Origin of the sequence: Kordiimonas sp., assembly GCF_965216265.1 — a bacterium.
Lineage (GTDB): Bacteria > Pseudomonadota > Alphaproteobacteria > Sphingomonadales > Kordiimonadaceae > Kordiimonas.
Window position 1 is genome coordinate 1,434,630 of record NZ_OZ244153.1, and the last position, 16,910, is coordinate 1,451,539.

The 16,910-nt window shown below is 54.4% G+C and carries 19 protein-coding genes; 14 read left to right on the forward strand and 5 right to left on the reverse strand.

What is annotated here, in order from left to right; translation table 11 throughout:
* Positions 1-63: 63 nt before the first annotated feature.
* Entirely contained in the window at positions 64-1,335 is a 1,272-nt protein-coding gene (locus tag ACOOGA_RS06540; RefSeq protein WP_417461225.1) for an APC family permease, read from the forward strand.
* Between the two features lie 20 nt (positions 1,336-1,355).
* On the opposite strand, the gene ACOOGA_RS06545 is transcribed toward ACOOGA_RS06540, so the two are convergent.
* The gene (locus tag ACOOGA_RS06545; protein WP_417461166.1) at positions 1,356-1,823 is read right to left on the reverse strand and encodes a c-type cytochrome; all 468 of its coding nucleotides are present in this window, start codon (positions 1,821-1,823) and stop codon (positions 1,356-1,358) included.
* Between the two features lie 101 nt (positions 1,824-1,924).
* Between ACOOGA_RS06545 and ACOOGA_RS06550 the strand changes: the two genes are divergently transcribed.
* Positions 1,925-2,098 (forward strand): hypothetical protein, encoded by a 174-nt coding sequence (locus ACOOGA_RS06550; RefSeq protein ID WP_417461167.1) that lies wholly within the window; start codon positions 1,925-1,927, stop codon positions 2,096-2,098.
* An 89-nt stretch (positions 2,099-2,187) separates the two neighbouring features.
* On the opposite strand, the gene ACOOGA_RS06555 is transcribed toward ACOOGA_RS06550, so the two are convergent.
* Entirely contained in the window at positions 2,188-2,364 is a 177-nt protein-coding gene (locus ACOOGA_RS06555) for a hypothetical protein (protein WP_417461168.1), read from the reverse strand.
* Between the two features lie 137 nt (positions 2,365-2,501).
* Positions 2,502-2,924: a MerR family transcriptional regulator gene (locus ACOOGA_RS06560; RefSeq protein WP_417461169.1), complete on the reverse strand. Its 423-nt coding sequence runs from the start codon at positions 2,922-2,924 to the stop codon at positions 2,502-2,504.
* 61 nt (positions 2,925-2,985) lie between these two features.
* Between ACOOGA_RS06560 and ACOOGA_RS06565 the strand changes: the two genes are divergently transcribed.
* The 8 genes from ACOOGA_RS06565 to ACOOGA_RS06600 all read left to right on the forward strand — a co-directional run bounded on the left by ACOOGA_RS06565 (position 2,986) and on the right by ACOOGA_RS06600 (position 12,673).
* The gene (locus tag ACOOGA_RS06565; protein WP_417461170.1) at positions 2,986-3,657 is read left to right on the forward strand and encodes a cation transporter; all 672 of its coding nucleotides are present in this window, start codon (positions 2,986-2,988) and stop codon (positions 3,655-3,657) included.
* A gap of 53 nt (positions 3,658-3,710) precedes the next feature.
* Complete coding sequence (locus ACOOGA_RS06570; RefSeq protein WP_417461171.1) at positions 3,711-4,025, forward strand: hypothetical protein; 315 nt, start codon at positions 3,711-3,713, stop codon at positions 4,023-4,025.
* 89 nt (positions 4,026-4,114) lie between these two features.
* The gene (locus ACOOGA_RS06575) at positions 4,115-5,356 is read left to right on the forward strand and encodes a TolC family protein (protein ID WP_420430027.1); all 1,242 of its coding nucleotides are present in this window, start codon (positions 4,115-4,117) and stop codon (positions 5,354-5,356) included.
* Positions 5,353-6,522 (forward strand): efflux RND transporter periplasmic adaptor subunit, encoded by a 1,170-nt coding sequence (locus tag ACOOGA_RS06580; protein WP_420430028.1) that lies wholly within the window; start codon positions 5,353-5,355, stop codon positions 6,520-6,522. Before ACOOGA_RS06575 ends, ACOOGA_RS06580 begins: the two co-directional genes overlap by 4 nt.
* Before the next feature lie 11 nt (positions 6,523-6,533).
* The gene (locus tag ACOOGA_RS06585; RefSeq protein ID WP_417461174.1) at positions 6,534-9,662 is read left to right on the forward strand and encodes an efflux RND transporter permease subunit; all 3,129 of its coding nucleotides are present in this window, start codon (positions 6,534-6,536) and stop codon (positions 9,660-9,662) included.
* Positions 9,659-9,976, forward strand: coding sequence for a P-II family nitrogen regulator (locus tag ACOOGA_RS06590; protein ID WP_417461175.1), 318 nt, complete (start codon positions 9,659-9,661; stop codon positions 9,974-9,976). The genes ACOOGA_RS06585 and ACOOGA_RS06590 overlap by 4 nt, the downstream gene beginning before the upstream one ends.
* Positions 9,977-10,216: 240 nt before the next feature.
* A complete protein-coding gene (locus ACOOGA_RS06595) occupies positions 10,217-10,696 on the forward strand; it encodes a c-type cytochrome (RefSeq protein ID WP_417461176.1) in 480 nt (159 codons plus the stop codon).
* A gap of 72 nt (positions 10,697-10,768) precedes the next feature.
* Positions 10,769-12,673, forward strand: coding sequence for an FTR1 family protein (locus tag ACOOGA_RS06600; protein ID WP_420430029.1), 1,905 nt, complete (start codon positions 10,769-10,771; stop codon positions 12,671-12,673).
* A 112-nt stretch (positions 12,674-12,785) separates the two neighbouring features.
* Here the strand turns inward: ACOOGA_RS06600 and ACOOGA_RS06605 are convergent, their stop codons facing one another.
* Positions 12,786-13,196 carry a MerR family transcriptional regulator gene (locus tag ACOOGA_RS06605; protein ID WP_417461178.1) on the reverse strand — a complete coding sequence of 137 codons (411 nt, stop codon included), beginning with the start codon at positions 13,194-13,196 and terminating at the stop codon, positions 12,786-12,788.
* Between the two features lie 105 nt (positions 13,197-13,301).
* Here ACOOGA_RS06605 and ACOOGA_RS06610 point away from each other — a divergent pair, with 105 nt between their 5' ends.
* Genes ACOOGA_RS06610 through ACOOGA_RS06625 form a run of 4 tightly spaced genes read left to right on the forward strand, consistent with a single transcriptional unit; the run spans position 13,302 to position 16,061 of the window.
* Positions 13,302-13,673, forward strand: coding sequence for a mercuric transporter MerT family protein (locus tag ACOOGA_RS06610; RefSeq protein ID WP_417461179.1), 372 nt, complete (start codon positions 13,302-13,304; stop codon positions 13,671-13,673).
* 15 nt (positions 13,674-13,688) lie between these two features.
* Entirely contained in the window at positions 13,689-14,015 is a 327-nt protein-coding gene (locus ACOOGA_RS06615) for a heavy-metal-associated domain-containing protein (RefSeq protein ID WP_417461180.1), read from the forward strand.
* Position 14,016: 1 nt separating this feature from the next.
* Complete coding sequence (gene merA / locus ACOOGA_RS06620) at positions 14,017-15,462, forward strand: mercury(II) reductase (RefSeq protein ID WP_417461181.1); 1,446 nt, start codon at positions 14,017-14,019, stop codon at positions 15,460-15,462.
* 38 nt (positions 15,463-15,500) lie between these two features.
* Positions 15,501-16,061, forward strand: a complete 561-nt coding sequence (locus ACOOGA_RS06625; RefSeq protein WP_417461182.1) for a hypothetical protein — start codon at positions 15,501-15,503, stop codon at positions 16,059-16,061.
* Positions 16,062-16,067: 6 nt separating this feature from the next.
* Here the strand turns inward: ACOOGA_RS06625 and ACOOGA_RS06630 are convergent, their stop codons facing one another.
* Complete coding sequence (locus ACOOGA_RS06630; RefSeq protein WP_417461183.1) at positions 16,068-16,781, reverse strand: class I SAM-dependent methyltransferase; 714 nt, start codon at positions 16,779-16,781, stop codon at positions 16,068-16,070.
* Between the last annotated feature and the right edge of the window lie 129 nt (positions 16,782-16,910).

Consider the following 16,910-nt stretch of genomic DNA (forward strand, 5'->3'; position numbering starts at 1 on the left):
CGGGAGAGCATTTTGGATACGCAATACAGAGAGGGAAGCTTATCCCTTAAGGGCACGGTCGCCATGGGCACCGGTGTTATGATTGGTGCTGGCATCTTTGCGTTGACAGGGCAAGTAGCAGAACTTGCCGGTCCACTCTTTCCACTTGCATTCCTAATAGCCGCGGTTATCAGCGGTTTTAGCGCCTATAGCTATATTATGGTATCGCGTAAATATCCCTCCTCTGGTGGCATAGCCATGATCTTGCACAAAGCTTATGGGGCAACGACGGTGACGGGGAGCGCAGCCCTTCTCATGGCATTCTCAATGATCATTAATGAAAGCCTCGTTGCACGCACGTTTAGCACATATGCGCTGAAACTCTTTGACACAGACAACGAGCCGATACTGGTACCAGTGATCGCCATTGGGTTAATCTTTGTCGCATTCCTGGCAAATATGGCAGGAAACAAGTTGATCAGCCGAATCTCACTGGTTTCCGCCATTGTGAAGATTGGGGGAATATTGATTTTTTCCGGGTTGGCCCTTGTTGCAGCCGGGTTCAAGTTTACCCCGGAACTTCAACCCGAAATCACGCAGTCATCAGTAGCAAACTTCTTTGCCGCGACCGCCCTTGCAATCCTTGCATATAAAGGATTTACAACAATCACCAATAGTGGCGGCGAGATTCAATATCCCAAAACCAACGTCGCACGCGCGATCATTATCTCACTTGTTATATGTTTGGTCACATATCTTCTTGTGAGTTTCGCAGTCAGCTCAAACCTGACCATTGATGAAATAGTCAAAGCCAAAGATTATTCGCTGGCCGAGGCTGCCCGCCCTGCAACCGGCCAATATGGAGTGTGGTTTACCATTGCAATCGCCTTGATTGCCACAGCTTCCGGATTGCTTGCCAGTATATTCGCGGTTTCGCGTATGCTGGCAATGCTCACCGATATGAACCTCATACCACATCGCCATTTTGGCATGCCCGGTAATATACAAAAACATACACTGGTATACACCGTGGTTCTGGCCAGTTTGCTTGCTGCTTTTTTTGACCTCAGCCGCATTGCATCAATGGGCGCAATATTCTACCTGATCATGGATATCATCATTCACTGGGGGGTGTATCGGTATCTCAAACATGATGTTGGCGCCAATAGCCTCATTCTCATCACGGCAATCGTGCTTGATCTTGTCGCGCTGGTTGCTTTCCTTGTGATGAAAGGATTATCTGACCCACTGATAATATTTGTGTCCTTCAGCGGAATATTCGTCATTTTCCTGTTTGAAAAATATTATCTGGGCGCGCTGCGCCATGATCATGCGAAAGGGCATGATCAGTCGTGAAAGAAAACCATCTTGCGCCATTAATTCATCTGATCGTGTCGCATGCGGATATACTCGGGCCACTGGCTCTTGATATAGGACAGCACTGCGACAATTTCCTCGTCCGTCAGCACACCGTCATAGGCTGGCATGTCGCTTTCGTAAGTCGAGCCCCCAACCAGCGCGACAGGACCATATTTTGTGATGGCGAAGAGGATTGCATCGGGATGGTGCCATGTATGGCCGGTCTCGTCGTGAGGCGGCGCTGGCAAACGGCCATTCAGGTTTCGCTGTCGCCAGTTTGGCTGACCTTCCAGATTACTGCCATGGCAGGCAGCGCACTGCCCAGCATAGATAACACGCCCGCGGCTCACCAGATCACTGTTGCCAGACTGCAAGGTCGGAGTAAAGGTCGCCTTGTCCGGCGATAAACCCGGCTTGAAAAAGACCATTAGAGTACCTAACACCACCACAAACAGCGCTAACAGAGCCAGCTTTGATGTTTTCATCGCGTTTTTCCTCTCCCAATCAGTAATATGCACATTGGTTTGCGTTGGCGTCACCGTCCCTAGCACAAGAGACATAACAAGAGAATACGCGAAGGTCTGTTATGAGAGCGGTTTATTCACTGCTATTATTTACGTTCCTGAGCCTGCCATCACTGGCCGACAATGCCGATAAAAAGGCCATTCACCAGATTATAGCCAATATCAAATATGGACGAGGAAGTGACGACGGCACGCCTTTTGGAAAGCCTTTTCTGGATCTTGAAGGCGCCCGTTAGTTTGAATCCGACGGCCAGAATGAGGGCCTCGACGACAGCTGGACCGCCCTCAAGTTCTTGGTCTGCTTGGAAATGAGGGAGGCATTGGTCTACCACAGTGAGTGTGTGCCATAGCTGGCTGGGTCGAGACCAATATCTTTGATCCACGACTTCACAGCACATACATATTGCCCTGTCAACAGATGACGTTTGCGCTTGACCAGACTGGGGAGCAGATAGCCCGAACCACCCAAATCCCCTTCAGCTTTAAAGGTGGCTGTTGCCAAATCAGTTTTCCCTTATTCCTGAGCTGGTTGGATACTTCAATGTTAGAAAAGAGTTTCATAATATGTCTGCTTTGTTGATCAGAAAACAGTCATGCTACCCCTATCGACAGAGGACACTTTCCAATCCAAAGCAGCAATTATTTGTGACTTTGGCAGAGGCTGTGATCTGCAAGCACCTTGATAATCCTGCAATCTGATATAGCGCCGCCTGAACAATTGGTAATCATACGCTTCAGTTCTGCCTGCATCACCTGAAGCGCCGCAATCTTCCGTTCTACCTCTTTAAGATGACCTCGTGCGATTGCGTCAACTTCTTCGCATGGTCTATCGGGCTGGTCCGAAAGCTCCAGGAGGTTCCTGATATCATCAAGGGAGAAGCCGAGCTCGCGACTATGTCGAATGAAGGTCAACCGCTCCAAATGAATTTCGTTGTAGAGGCGCCGGTTATTTGCAGCCCGTATCGCTTTTGGCATGACACCAATTTCTTCATAATAGCGGATCGTTTGTACCTTGGTATCTGTGCGTTTTGCCAGCTCACCGATCATAAAATCCTGCGCCATAAATTTTCCCCTTGCTCCTACAGCGACTATAGCATGTAGAGTTTAATACAAGAAACCAACAATGATTCGAGGTAAAAAAATGTCTGGCGATTGTGGATGTGGTGCAGATCAGAAATTTGATGGAACGTCTCCGGCCTATAAGCGGATTTTGATTGTTATCATTGTCATCAATCTTGGCATGTTTTTCGTTGAGCTCTTTGGCGGCTTGGCGGCAGGTTCAATGGCCCTGCTAGCGGACTCGCTTGACTTCCTGGGTGACAGCGCGACCTACACAATCTCCCTTATTGTAATTGGAATGCCGCTCGCGGTGCGGGCCAAGGCTGGACTCTTCAAAGGCATATCCCTTTTTGCAATTGCAGCCTGGGTGTTAGGCAGTACGTTTTACCGCGTCTTCATTGAAGGCGTACCCGAAGCCCTGACTATGGGGGCGATTGGTGTTGCTGCCTTCGCCGCTAACGTGATTAGCGCCGTCTTGCTGCTCAAATACAAAGATGGAGACAGCAACGTTCGCTCGGTCTGGCTCTGCAGTCGCAACGATGCGATCGGCAACCTCGCAGTTATCCTCGCGGCTTCGGGTATCGCGGCGACCGATGCCGCCTGGCCGGACCTTTTGGTCGCGGGTATCATGGGTAGCCTCTTTATCCATTCTGCCACAAAAATTGTTCAACAATCCTGGAAAGAACTGTCTGAAGAGAAGCAGCGTCAGAATACCGCAAGTGACAATTGTAGCTAAAGCTTGTAAGAAACCTATAGGCGTGAACCCAAGCGAAGATATTGATTTAACCTATGGCTAAATATTTAAAAATATTGCTGCTGTTTATCTTCGTAACGGCACCTGCCTTGGACATCGCGTTCCTTGATCCCCGGGAGTCCGACGACCACATCAGCGAAGCCTATCACGATACAGTCGATCACGAAGAAGGTGCCTCAGCGGATTTGCATTGCATCTGCCATGTCATTCATCACGGGGTATCTATCGCAAAGGTTGCTGCCCTGACGATCAACAATGCACACTTTAAAACGCGCCAGGTTGCCACTACTGCGATAAACGGCCTGAACCCCAAACCGGGATTGCAGCCACCTTCCACGAAACTCTCCTAACGTTGTCCTTGCGAGGGCCATGCCAGAACTTTCCCAATGGAAAGTCTGATGGGCCGCGCATGTATCAATCATTTTGAGAGTGAATAAGCATGAAACATATGCGACTTGCCCTTATGGGTGTCGCGGTGATAGGCCTTTGCACCGGCATAGTACAAAGAGGCCCTGCCGCATGGGCGGACAGCCAGAAGCGCCCCGTCCTCCATGAATTTATTGAACAGGTTACACATGACCATCCAGCCCTGATGGCGTCTGAGGCGGCTTTGGCCGCAGCGCGTGCCAGGGCCAAGGGCCAATCACGTCCGATTTATAATCCTGAAGTCGAGATTGGCTATGAGGATGCCGCTGAAGTAACCAAAGAAGTAGGTCTTTCGCAAACCTTAGACTGGTCCGGCAAACGTAAGGCCCGCAGCGGTGTTGGCCGCGCCGAAGTCGAAGCGGCGGAAGCCCGCTTTGAAATCGCTAGAAAAGCCCTGCTAAGTGACATTCTGAAGGCGCTTTCCGACTATCAAACGGTTTCAAGGTTGTTGGAAGTTGTGTCACAGCGCGAGACCCTGAGTGAAAGGTTTCTCGATCTTGCTACCCGCCGCCAAAAAGCTGGCGAGATGCCGCAAGCAGAGTTGCTGACGGCCCGGCTGGCCCTCGCGGAAGCACGGGCGGCGAAGAATGAAGCAATACTCGCCTTGTCCATGGCAGAAGAAAATTTGGTGGCGATAACCGGCGAAGACCGACAAGTCTGGCCGCGTCTCACTGGGGCACCACTCCAAACCGTCGTGGCACCGGAAACCACGGCTTATGAAGACCTTCCCGAACTGCGCCTCGCTCAGGCACAATCCGAGATAGCCAGAGCCCGGATCAGGGTCGCGAAGTCCGAGCGCATGCCCGATCCCACGGTTGGTGTCAGGGTTGGTGAAGAAGGCAACAGTAGCCTTGTGGGCCTTTCTGCCTCCATTCCCATCCCGATCCGTAATAGCTACCGCGATGAAGTGAACGCTGCCGGGTCCGACTTTGTAGAAGCACAGCAAAGTTTCTATGCCGAAAATCGGCGGATACGGGCTCGTTATGATGCCAGCCTGAAGCGCTATCTGGCCGCCTCCAGAGCATGGAGCCTGTGGCAGGATCAGGGCGCTGAACCGCTTAGGGAGCAGCGGTTGCTGCTCGGCAAGCTTCTGGAAGCACGCCAGATCGGAGCCATCGATTATCTGATCCAACTTAATCAAACATTCGCAACCGAAGAGGCCTCTGTCGAGCTGAAAGGTCGGCTCTGGAACGCCTGGTTCGACTGGCAGGACGCCGGTGCAACGGTTGAAGAATGGCTGGAGACTATTCAATGAAATACTCAATAAAATTTGCCCTGCTGGCGCTGGTTTCACCGCTCGCAATCGATGCCTTCACGATCGGCACATTCCCGCAATACAACGCTGTATTCGCGTATGAAAAAGATGAACATAGCGATGATCACACGGCGGAAAAAGGCGAGGAGCACAGCGAAGAAGAAAACATCACATTGACTGACGCAGAGATGCGTGACGCTGGTGTTGTTACTTCCCGCATCACACCGCGTTCATTAGAGGAGACCTTGTCCGCACCCGGGGAAGTCACGGTCAATCAATATGCCACGATGCAGGTGACACCGCGTATCGAAGCTCAGATTGTAGCACGCCACGCCCGTATGGGGGATGCGGTCAAGAAAGGTCAACGCCTTGTAACCCTGTCCAGTGTGGACATGGCCGAAGCACAAGCCAGTCTCATCCTGGCGGATCAGGAATGGCAAAGGGTTCAAAAACTCGGGCGGGATGTTGTCTCCGAACAACGCTTCCTTGAAGCAAAGGTAGCGGCACAGCAAGCAAAGGCCAAGGTGCTCGCCTACGGTATGTCGGAGGCGCAGGTCAAAAATCTGCTGGTAAACGAGGTGTCTGCTGCCACCGGTGAATTCGACCTGCTGGCCAACCAGGACGGCACCATCATTCATGACACGTTCGTTGTGGGGCAGATTGTTGCACCCGGCAACATACTGTTCGAAGTGAGCGATGAAAGCCGGATTTGGGTGGAAGCCCAACTGTCGCCGGAAAAAGCCGCCTTGATCGCGCGTGGTGCTCAGGCCTGGGTCACAAAGAGCGGCGTTTCAATGACGGGGACCGTGGTTCAGGTTCACCACCGTGTGGATGAGGCAACACGAACCCTGTCTGTCCGGATTGAAGTGAACAACAAAGAAGACAGCCTTCATGCTGGCCAGTTCACTGATGTAGAGATCCAGACAGGAGAAACCGATCGGGTCGTTGCTGTGCCGGATTCCGCAATCGTCCTTCTCGAAGGCCAACAAGTGGTGTTCAAGCGCGAAGGCGACGAGCTACATCCGATGCCGCTCGATACCGGAATCTCCAAGGGCGGCTGGACCGAGGTGAAAGCCGGTCTCTTTAGCGGCGATGAGATCGTCGTCGAGAATGCCTTCCTGATCAAGTCTCTCATTCTAAAATCCAGTATTGGTGACAACGACTAAGGAGCGTAACAATGTTAAATAAACTCGTAGAAAGCGCGCTCCAGTATAAATTTCTGGTAATCATCGCGTTTATGGTCGTTGGCTTTATGGGCTGGCGCGCCGTCAATACTGTTCCAATCGATGCCTTCCCGGACGTAACGCCGGTCCAAGTGAATATCTATACGGAATCGCCCGGCTTAGCGGCCGAGGATGTGGAGCAACTGCTCACTTTCCCGGTTGAATCCGGCATGGCCGGTTTGCCCGGCGTGCAGGAAATCCGCTCAGTTAGCCTTTTTGGCCTTTCCTATGTTGCTGTCTATTTTGAAGACGACATGGACATCTATTTTGCCCGTCGCCTCGTTATGGAGCGGCTAGCGGAAGTGGGAGACCGCATACCCGAAGGGTACGGCACTCCGGAGATGGGCCCCAATACTTCGGGTCTTGGTCAGGTCTTTTGGTACACGGTTGAGCAGGCCGATGAAAAGCTGGCCGGTGCTGACGGAATAATGGACCTGCGTACCCTGCAGGACTGGACAATCCGGCTGATCCTGAGAACAGCGCCAGGTGTGGACGATGTTATGTCCTGGGGTGGCCAGGAACGTCAGTATCAGGTTCAGATCGACCCCCTCAAGCTGATCAAATATGACCTCGGTTACCGGGACGTAATGGAAGTGATTGAGGCCAACAACCGACAGGTAGGCGGCCAGTACATCGATCAGGGGCCGGAACAATATCTGGTGCGCGGCCTCGGGCTCATACGCGGCGAAGAGGACCTCGGCAACATTGTCGTCAAGGAGGCCGACGGTACGCCGGTGTACCTGAAGGATATTGCGACAATCTCACAAGCCGGGGCGCTCCGTTTCGGTGCTGTCACTCGTGACGGCAAGGAAGTTGTACTCGGCATGGCACTTTCACGTATCGGAGAGAACGCCAAGAATGTGGTCGATGCGGTCAAGGAAAAGGTGGATATCGCCGAACAGGCATTGCCGGACGGGGTTGTGATCAAGCCGATTTATGACCGGACCGAGCTTGTGGAGAAAGCCGTTTCGACGGCTGAAAATGCGCTCATTGAGGGCTCTATTCTGGTTGCAATCGTGCTGTTTCTATTTCTTGGAGAATTACGGTCTGCTTTGGTTGTGATTGCAGCCCTGCCGCTCGCCATGTTGATTGCTTTCATCTTCATGGAGAATGCCGGGCTTTCAGCCAACTTGATGTCGCTTGCAGGCCTTGCCATCGGCATCGGTATGATGGTGGACGGTGCCGTCGTAATGGTTGAAAATTCGTTCCGGGTTATGGCTGAACGCAAGGAAGCCGGGGAGGAAGTCAACCGAACCGCAGCGGTGCTTGAAGCTGCGCGCGAGGTGGCGAACCCGATCTCGTTCGCAATCCTGATTATCATCGTAGTGTTCCTGCCGCTCTTCAGCCTTGAGGGACTTGAGGGCAAGCTCTTCAAGCCCATGGCCTTCAATATCAGCTTTGCAATGGCTGGCTCCCTGTTATTGACGCTTACGATCATACCTGTCCTTGCAGCACTCATTCTCAAACCAAAGGAAGAGAAGGACACGTTCCTCGTCGCCTGGATCAAGCGGCGGTATCTGCCGTTGCTCGCGTGGGCCCTTGGTCATAGGAAAGCTGTTGTAAGCGGCGCGGTCGCGCTTCTGCTTGGCAGCCTGGCGCTCTTCCCGTTTCTCGGTAAAGAATTCATGCCGCAACTGCAGGAAGGGTCCATCATGTGGCGGGTAACCTCCATTCCGTCCACTTCGCTTGACCAGTCGATTAAGATATCCAAGGACATTGAGCTGGCGCTTGGCGAGTTTCCGGAAGTGGAAACGACAATAGCTATGATTGGCCGCGCCGAAAAAGGTGAAACCGCGGATGTAAACTATATGGAGATTTATACCGCACTCAAACCACATGGCGAATGGAGTAACGACCGGTCCATCGAAGAACTGGCTGATGCCATGCGGGAAAAATTGGAAAAAGTTGTTCCCACGTCGGTCATTGCTTTCACGCAGCCCATTCAGATGCGGGTGGAGGAACTGATCTCCGGCGTGCGGGCCACGCTTGCGGTTAAACTCTATGGTGAAGACCTGGGCGAGCTTGATCGGCTGAGTGCCCAGATCAAGGAAGCCGTATCTTTGGTTCCTGGTGTTGCTGACCTGTCGCTTGAAGCAAACATCGGTAAACCGCAGGTGCGCATTCAGGTGAACCGGACAGCGCTCGCGCGGTACGGCATGAACGCCGATGATATCCTGGATATCGTACGTACTGGTATTGGCAACGAGCCGGTCAGTACCCTGATTGATGGCGTCAAACGCTTTGACATCACGGCGCGTCTTCAGGACGCCTCGAAAGTCTCTGTGGAAGCGATCAAGAGGATACCGGTGCGCACATCATCGGGTGCCATCATATCGCTCGCCGATGTGGCCGATGTAAGTGTTGCTGAAGGCTATAGCTTCGTTCGGCGCGAGCAGCTACAGCGCTATGCGGTCATCCAGATGGATGTGCGCGGACGTGACGTGGATGGCTTCGTTCAAGACGCCAATCGGGTGATTGAAGAGAAGGTCGATATGCCGCCAGGCTACTGGGTCGAATGGGGCGGCGCTTTTGAAAACCAGCAACGTGCCCTTGCGCGTCTGTCGGTGATTGTACCGTTGACGATCTTCTTCATCTTTGTGCTCCTCTATACTGCCTTCAACTCGGTGCGCTTTGCCACGCTGATTATTGCCAACGTGCCGTTTGCCACGGCGGGAGGACTGATCGGGTTATTCGTCACAGGTCAATATGTGTCGGTACCGTCAGCCATCGGCTTTATCGCAGTGTTTGGCGTGGCCATGCTCAACGGCATCGTGCTCGTGAGTTTCATCAACGAGCTCAGGGCCAAAGGCATGAGCGTGCGCGATGCGGTGCAAAGGGGGACGGAGCTCAGGCTCAGGCCCGTACTCATGACCGCCAGTGTCGCCATCCTCGGCCTGGTACCGATGCTGCTTTCCAGCGGCGTTGGTGCAGAGACACAGCGGCCGCTCGCGACCGTCGTGGTGGGCGGGTTGATCACATCGACCCTGCTCACCCTTGTGCTGTTGCCAGTTATTTATGACTGGATGGAAAGCCGGAGCGGCAAGACAAAACCCCTTCCTTCAAAAAATGAGGTGTCATCATGAAAGAGATAAAGGCTTTCATACACCGAAACAGGATTTCGGATGTCGTTCATGAATTGAAACAGGCAGGATATAAATATATCTCGGTCGTCGATGTGCTGGGGCTTCTCAAGGCCCTCAGCTCTCAGGAGCAACAGTATTCTGTAGATCTGGGCACCAAGGTGGTGTCCGAGATCAAGCTGGAACTGGTGTGCGACGATGGCCAACTGGATGATGCTATCGACATCATCAGCCGTCAGGGCCGGACCGGCCAGAAGACGGCAGGCTGGATCTATGTGACCGACGTGGAACAGGCCATCAAGATCGACGGCAGCTAAAGCTCTGCCCATGCCTGCTGATGCACTGCGCCAATTGTGCTCAGCAGGCAGCCCGGCGGCGGGATAACCTCGCGGTCCTGTCGCCGGTTCCAAGGGGTATCGGACGGCCAGTCAGTCAGACTGTATTGACAATCCGGCTGTACCCCACGGCCTGGCAACATATGACCCCCATCTACACGTTGCCAGGCCACCTTTTGGGCCTGTCCCACCATGAAAGCCGAGCACAGGAAACTCCAAAGGATGAAAGCCGAAAAGAAAAATTTGATCCTGAAATACACGGCAGCGCTTGGGGCTGTGTCCGCGTCACTCTACCTGCTGTCCTATTATGAGGCGCAGACCCTCCCGGATATGACACTTCATCCGGAAAACCCGGTTTTGGTGCAGCGCGGTCAAGTTCTGTACAGCCAATACTGTGCGGCCTGCCACGGCGATAACCTTGAAGGACAACCGGGCTGGCAGGAAAAGAAGCCTTTTGAGCGCCCGCGCGCTCCTCCGCTTGACGCGACAGGGAAAGCCTGGAGGCACTCCGATAAATCGCTTTTCATAATGACCAAATTCGGTGTTCATGCGCTTGAAGGCAAGGGCACATTGAACAGCGATATGCCCGCCTTTGAGGACACCCTTAAGGACGAAGAAATTGTGGCTGTCCTCTCCTACGTCGAGAGCACATGGCCCAAAGACGACACGAACGAACGTGAAAATGCGTCAGGCCCAGAATGAGGTTGTACATTGCCCTGTCATATTTCATATTAATTCTCAATTGCATTTTTTCGAACAACTGGTAGCCCAACAATGACCCGACAAAATTGTTTACTCTTTATCCTCATCCTGCAGTTCACCTTTTTGACCGGCGCGTATGCGAATGACAGCGCTCGCCTGGTTCAGCTCGTTGACTATGTTGGCGTGGACTATAGCGAGGCGGTTTCAAACGGCGTTGTTGTCAACCAGCTTGAATACGAAGAAATGGTGGAATTTTCCGGCATCATTGAGATCGAATTGCAAAAGATGGCGACCGCATCAGAAATGCAGGGTTTGCTTGAGCAAGCGAAAGACCTGAAAGGCCTGATCCTTTCAAGAGCGCCTTCGGCAAAGGTCAAATCGCTCTCACAGTCGATGCGCGCAACCATCATTCAGATGTCGGGCCTGAAGGTCACTCCGGATCAGGCTCCCGACATAGGCCGCGGCAAACTACTATATCAAAGGGAGTGCGCTGCGTGCCACGGCGCTGGCGGCAGTGGGGACGGTGAGCTTGCCGAGGAGTTGGACCCGCAGCCAACCGACTTCACGGATGAGGCGCGCTATAGCCAGCGTTCGCTCTACGCCTTGTATAACACCATCACGAACGGGGTCGAAGGAACCGGGATGGCTGCCTATGCGCACCTTTCAGCGGATGACCGATGGAATCTCGCCGCCTATGTCGGACAATTTGGTGCCGTAGGTGACATGGCACACAAAGGCAGACAGATATGGCATCAGTCTGATGCCCCAGCCCCGATTGACATCGAAAGATATGCCGGGCTGTCACCAGAGGAGGCAGCGGAAAAGTGGGCCAGCGGCGCAGAGATGATGGCATACCTGCGAACCGATCCGACAGCATTGTTTGATCGCAAGGACCAGCCGCTTGATGTGGCAATAGCCTTGCTTCGATCCGGCCTGGACAGCTACGAGAATGGAGACGCAGAGAACGCGTATACAGCGACCCTTGCCGCTTACCTCGAAGGTTTCGAGCTTGTGGAGGCCAGCCTGTCCGCCATCGACGCTCCATTGATGCGGCAAATAGAAGCACAGATGATGCAACTCCGCAGCGCAATCCGCACCGAAGCTCCAGTGGGTGAAGTCACGTCCCGTGTCCAGGAATTACAGTCCCTTTTACAGCGCGCCAAGACTGCCTTCAACAATAACGAAGGGCTGTCCGCGACGGCCGCGTTTGTCACCAGTCTGGTTATCCTGTTACGTGAAGGCTTGGAGGCATTACTGGTGGTCGTGGCAATATCCGCTTTTCTGATAAAAACCGGACGGCGCGAAGCAATGCCATTTCTTCATACAGGCTGGATCGCCGCGCTTTTGCTGGGCGGCCTCACATGGGTGGTATCCGAACGCTTCATCCAAATCAGCGGCGCCACACGCGAAGTGACCGAGGGTGTGGCCGCGCTGCTGGCTTCCGGCATGCTGCTGTTTGTCGGCTATTGGCTCCACAGCAAGACAAGCGCAGCCGGGTGGCAGACCTTCATCCAGAAGAGCCTTCAGGCCGTCCTCAACAGGAGAACATTATGGGGCCTGACCGGACTGACCTTCATTTCCGTATATCGAGAAGTCTTTGAAACCATCCTCTTCTATCAGGCCCTTTGGGCCCAAGCCACCAGGGACAGCGCTGACTGGATCATGGCCGGGTTTGGTGCCGGGGTCTTGATCCTTGCCGTCTTGGCCGGGCTGGTTATCCGCTTCAGCGTGAGGTTGCCACTACGACAGTTCTTTTCGAGCACAGGAATTCTGTTGCTCGCGCTATCGTTCATCTTTGCAGGCAAGGGCATTGCAGCGCTTCAGGAGGCGGGCACAATCCCGCAAACCCTGTTGCAGTTCAATGCAATCGAATGGTTGGGGATCTATCCAAACCAGGAAGGCCTGTATCTGCAAGCATCGATCCTGATCGCTTCCCTTGCTTTCTTGTCCAGGAGTCTTTTTAGCAAGAAGAATTGATGTGGCGCCATTAAAACACGGTCCGCACGCCCAGCCTGCTAATGCTAGAGGCCGGGTGTGTAGCCTACAGTGTCGGTTCTACCCGCAGCGCAGAAGCGCTCAGCGAGTGCCTCTAATTGTCAAGTAACCGGTCTATAATCGCACAATCGGGCGTGTCACCGCCGTGGCATTCCGCCGCCATGCTTTCAAGCGCGGCCTGTAGTTTCGCGAGGTCGGCAACCTTACTTTTGATCAGCGCCACATGCGCAAGTGCCATGTCTTTTACATCATCGCAGGCGTAGGTGCCGTCCACCATCTCCAAGAGGCCTGCCACCTCCTGATTAGTGAAGCCAAGTCCGCGGGACCGGCGGATGAACTTTAGCCGCTTCAGGTGATCCGTGGAATAACAGCGATAACCGGAGGCTGTGCGCGGCGGGTTGGGCATAAGGCCGATCTTCTCGTAGAAACGAATGGTCTCCAGATTAACCCCGCTCTCTTTCGCGAGCGTTCCTCTCGTGAATTCACGTTTTTGCGATACGGTCATTTTCCTGTTGATCCTGTATTTACTACAGGGCGTAGCCTACAGGACATGGGACCATCGGCGCAAGCCGGGGCGATGAAATCAACGAAACTGTGATGAAGAATATTTATGAGCGACATGGAACAAACAGATGGAACGAAAAACTGGGCCGCGAGCTTTGGCGTGATCGGTGCAATTCTGGCGTCTTCCTGCTGCATCCTGCCCTTTGTCTTCCTGATGCTGGGCGTCAGCGGCGCCTGGATCGGCAACCTGACGGTACTGGAACCCTACAAAGACTATTTTGCGGCGGTGACGCTGGTCTTTCTCGGCGTCGGTTTCTGGCAGGTCTATATCAAACCCAAAAAGCAGTGCGACGAGGGTTACTGCGCAACCGCCAAGTCGGACCGGATCATCAAAATCATTCTGTGGGTGTCGACGGCGCTGGTTCTGCTGGCGCTGACGGTCGACGTCTGGGCACCCGTCCTTGGCAACTATATCTGATACGGAGCAAGCAACATGAAACATCTTTTGAAAGCAACACTGATCGGCCTCGCCCTTGGTCTGGCAATCCCGGCAGGGGCGCATGCCCACGACACACAGGTGGCCGCGGAACAGACCGCACAGAAAACCGCCTCCTTCACCATTGAAAAAATGACCTGTGCCATGTGCCCGATCACGGTCCGCAAGGCGATGGAAAAGGTCGATGGTGTGCTTTCCGTGGATACGGACTATGAAAGCAAAACCGCGACCGTGGTCTTCGACCCGTCAAAAGCGGACACCGACGCCATTGCCGCCGCCTCCACAAATGCCGGCTATCCTGCAACCCTGACACAAGGGTCCTGAGATGGCGTTCGACAAGGCCGAAGATAGGTGTTGCAGCGGTAAGGGGTCCGGGCAACAGATGAGCCTGATGGTCATTGGTGCCGGTTCAGCTGGTTTCTCGGCTGCCATCACGGCTGCGGAGGCTGGAGCGGCCGTAACGCTGGTGGGTACGGGCACCATCGGCGGCACCTGTGTTAACGTAGGCTGTGTGCCGTCAAAGACGATGATCCGAGCGGTTGAGCCCCTATATCAGGCCCGGCACGCCAGCCGGTTCGATGGCATTTCATCCGCTGCGACGGTGTTGAACTGGCAAGCCACGGTTACGCAGAAGCAACAACTGGTGGATGAACTGAGGCAAGCCAAATATACCGACGTGCTGCCGTCCCACCCCGGCGTGACCTATGTCGAAGGCAAAGCCCGACTGACGGCGGACGGCGTGTTGGTAGACGGTATACTCTTTAGGCCTGACAAGATTATTATCGCGACCGGCTCGTCGAACGCGGTGCCGCCCATTCCCGGTATCGACGGTGTGCCCTATCTCGACAGCACCTCCGCACTCGATCTCGCGACGCTGCCCGCATCCATGATCGTGATCGGCGGCGGTGTGATTGGCTGCGAGCTGAGCCAGATGTTCGCGCGTGCGGGCGTCAGGGTGACCATCTGTTGCCGAAGCCGTCTGCTACCCGGTATGGAGGGCGAGATCAGCGAGCATCTGGCACGGTATCTGGAAGACGAGGGTATTCGTGTTCTTAGCGGGCTTGATTATCACTCGGTCACCCAGGAGAATGGTACGGTCACGCTCACCTATCAGCAGGATGGTAACAGGCGCACATTGGCAGCGGAAACGCTCCTACTCGCTGCCGGACGCCGCCCTAACACGGAAGGATTGGGGCTTGGGGAGGCCGGGGTCGCCGTGAACGCAAAAGGCGGGATTGAGGTTGATATCACCATGCGCTCCAGCAACCCCATGATCTATGCCGCTGGTGACGTGACCGGCAGGGACATGGTCGTCTATATGGCGGCATACGGCGCCAAACTGGCGGCGCTCAATGCTATCGGCGGCGAGGAACGCCCCTATGATAATGCTGCCATGCCCGAGGTGGTTTTCACCGATCCCCAAGTCGCCTCCGTGGGGCTGACGGCAGCACAGGCAAGGGGGCAAGGCATCGATGTGAAGACCAGCCTGATCACCCTGGACCATGTACCGCGTTATCTGGCGGCCCGCGACACACGCGGGCTGATCAAGCTGGTGGCAGACAAGGCGACTGACAGATTGATCGGCGCGCATATTCTGGCCCCAGAGGGCGGGGAACTCATCCAAACCGCGGTGATGGCGATCAAGGCGGGCATGACCACGAAAGAGCTGGGGCAGACCATATTCCCCTATCTGACAGGGGTGGAAGGCTTGAAGCTTGCCGTCCAAACCTTCGACAAGGATGTCAGCACCCTGTCGTGCTGCGCGGGATAGAGCGGGAGAGGGTATAAAGAGCAGCGAGGAGAGCCGAGGTGGCCACGACAGACCTGAAACTGGAAGAGTGCGGCACGTTGCCAAGGCCCGGCCCGGTCGGGCGCCTGGTTCGCCTCCTGTTCGGGACTATGTGCCTATATTATGTCTTTGGGCTGTGGGCCGTGCGCGGCGATCTGATGACGAGTGAGGGTGCCATCCGCCCACTTCTGTGGAACGGCATCGTCATCGGCCTCATACTGGTCAGCTATGTGGTCAACATCGGCTTCTCGCGCTCCTGGAAGAAATGGCCCGTTGCCGTAAGCGCGGCGGCTTTGGCGGGCATGGCCTTGGTGGGCTACATTCAAGCTGACATGTTTGAAACGCCCTTGCTCGCGCATACCGTCCACATCTGGGAGCTTTATATCTTCAGCCACCTCGGTCTGGCCTTTGTCGTCGCTGCCCTGATTGGAACGCCGGGTTGCGAGATGCGGGCTTTCCACCATCTTTACTCCTTGGTCACTGGCAAACCAACCAAAGAACATCACTGCCCTATTGGACCGCTTGGGCCGGTTGACCGTTGGGAGGCAGGCCAAGCTTGGTACGACCAAAACCACCGATAACGTAGGTCACTCACTTCCTTGGAGAGACTGCACCTTTGCGTGGTAGCACCATACTGTTCCAAACATAGTGTTCAGCATCGGTCTCGCCTCAATCTGCGAGAAGCCGGCCCCTTCAAGCATAACCGGCAAGTTTCCTCTGGCATTGTCACGGGTTACCGCCAGCCCGTCGAGCAGTCGCACCAACAAAAAAGCGCCCCTTAGAAGGATATTTGCCCCTGGACCCCAGTCGATCAAAACAAACCTGCCGTCCGGGCGCAACAATGCCCGAACAGCTTGCAGAGCCATCCGCTTTCGATCAGGGGCCAAATGGTGGAACACGAGACTTGAGGTCACACAGTCGAAGCGACCGATGTCGGTCTGGGGGAGTGCAGCGATCTCCGCCACATTGACTTCCCGAAAAGTGACCGCAGGTGCCTCCGCTCGAGAACCCATCTTTTTGCGTGCTATGTCTAGGATATCTGGATCGATATCGTAACCAGTGACATTCGCCTTTGGTTCAGCCTTCGCCACGGCGATGGATAGACCGCCTGTGCCGCAGCCAAGGTCAAGGATAGCTTCCCCGGCCTGAGGCGCTGTGGCGTTGACCGACAGACGTCGCAGTGCCTCGCCGCGTGTAAAATATTCGATAACCCAGTCATAGATTCCGGTGGCCCACTTATAGCGAAGGGCTGGAACAAAGGCCTGGGCTTCGTCCCTGTCGTGTTTTGCTATGTTCGGCATTGCCACCTCCTGGTTTCGCTTCCTAGGCCGCAAACTTAGTGAACAGTCGCGGATCACGCTTGAAGAAATGGCCATTTCTTCAAGCTAGTCAGACCATCAATCGCTATTTTTCACCTGAACGAAGGAGAG

Excerpts from the sequence above, each read along its gene's own strand:
- ACOOGA_RS06560 (WP_417461169.1), bottom strand. The coding sequence starts at position 2,924 with ATGGCGCAGGATTTTATGATCGGTGAGCTGGCAAAACGCACAGATACC.
- ACOOGA_RS06600 (WP_420430029.1), top strand. The coding sequence starts at position 10,769 with ATGACCCGACAAAATTGTTTACTCTTTATCCTCATCCTGCAGTTCACC.
- ACOOGA_RS06590 (WP_417461175.1), top strand. The coding sequence starts at position 9,659 with ATGAAAGAGATAAAGGCTTTCATACACCGAAACAGGATTTCGGATGTC.
- ACOOGA_RS06605 (WP_417461178.1), bottom strand. The coding sequence starts at position 13,196 with ATGACCGTATCGCAAAAACGTGAATTCACGAGAGGAACGCTCGCGAAA.
- ACOOGA_RS06610 (WP_417461179.1), top strand. The coding sequence starts at position 13,302 with ATGAGCGACATGGAACAAACAGATGGAACGAAAAACTGGGCCGCGAGC.
- ACOOGA_RS06630 (WP_417461183.1), bottom strand. The coding sequence starts at position 16,781 with ATGCCGAACATAGCAAAACACGACAGGGACGAAGCCCAGGCCTTTGTT.
- ACOOGA_RS06570 (WP_417461171.1), top strand. The coding sequence starts at position 3,711 with ATGGCTAAATATTTAAAAATATTGCTGCTGTTTATCTTCGTAACGGCA.
- ACOOGA_RS06545 (WP_417461166.1), bottom strand. The coding sequence starts at position 1,823 with ATGAAAACATCAAAGCTGGCTCTGTTAGCGCTGTTTGTGGTGGTGTTA.
- ACOOGA_RS06550 (WP_417461167.1), top strand. The coding sequence starts at position 1,925 with ATGAGAGCGGTTTATTCACTGCTATTATTTACGTTCCTGAGCCTGCCA.
- ACOOGA_RS06540 (WP_417461225.1), top strand. The coding sequence starts at position 64 with ATGGGCACCGGTGTTATGATTGGTGCTGGCATCTTTGCGTTGACAGGG.
- ACOOGA_RS06595 (WP_417461176.1), top strand. The coding sequence starts at position 10,217 with ATGAAAGCCGAAAAGAAAAATTTGATCCTGAAATACACGGCAGCGCTT.
- ACOOGA_RS06580 (WP_420430028.1), top strand. The coding sequence starts at position 5,353 with ATGAAATACTCAATAAAATTTGCCCTGCTGGCGCTGGTTTCACCGCTC.
- ACOOGA_RS06565 (WP_417461170.1), top strand. The coding sequence starts at position 2,986 with ATGATTCGAGGTAAAAAAATGTCTGGCGATTGTGGATGTGGTGCAGAT.
- merA (WP_417461181.1), top strand. The coding sequence starts at position 14,017 with ATGGCGTTCGACAAGGCCGAAGATAGGTGTTGCAGCGGTAAGGGGTCC.
- ACOOGA_RS06575 (WP_420430027.1), top strand. The coding sequence starts at position 4,115 with ATGAAACATATGCGACTTGCCCTTATGGGTGTCGCGGTGATAGGCCTT.
- ACOOGA_RS06585 (WP_417461174.1), top strand. The coding sequence starts at position 6,534 with ATGTTAAATAAACTCGTAGAAAGCGCGCTCCAGTATAAATTTCTGGTA.
- ACOOGA_RS06615 (WP_417461180.1), top strand. The coding sequence starts at position 13,689 with ATGAAACATCTTTTGAAAGCAACACTGATCGGCCTCGCCCTTGGTCTG.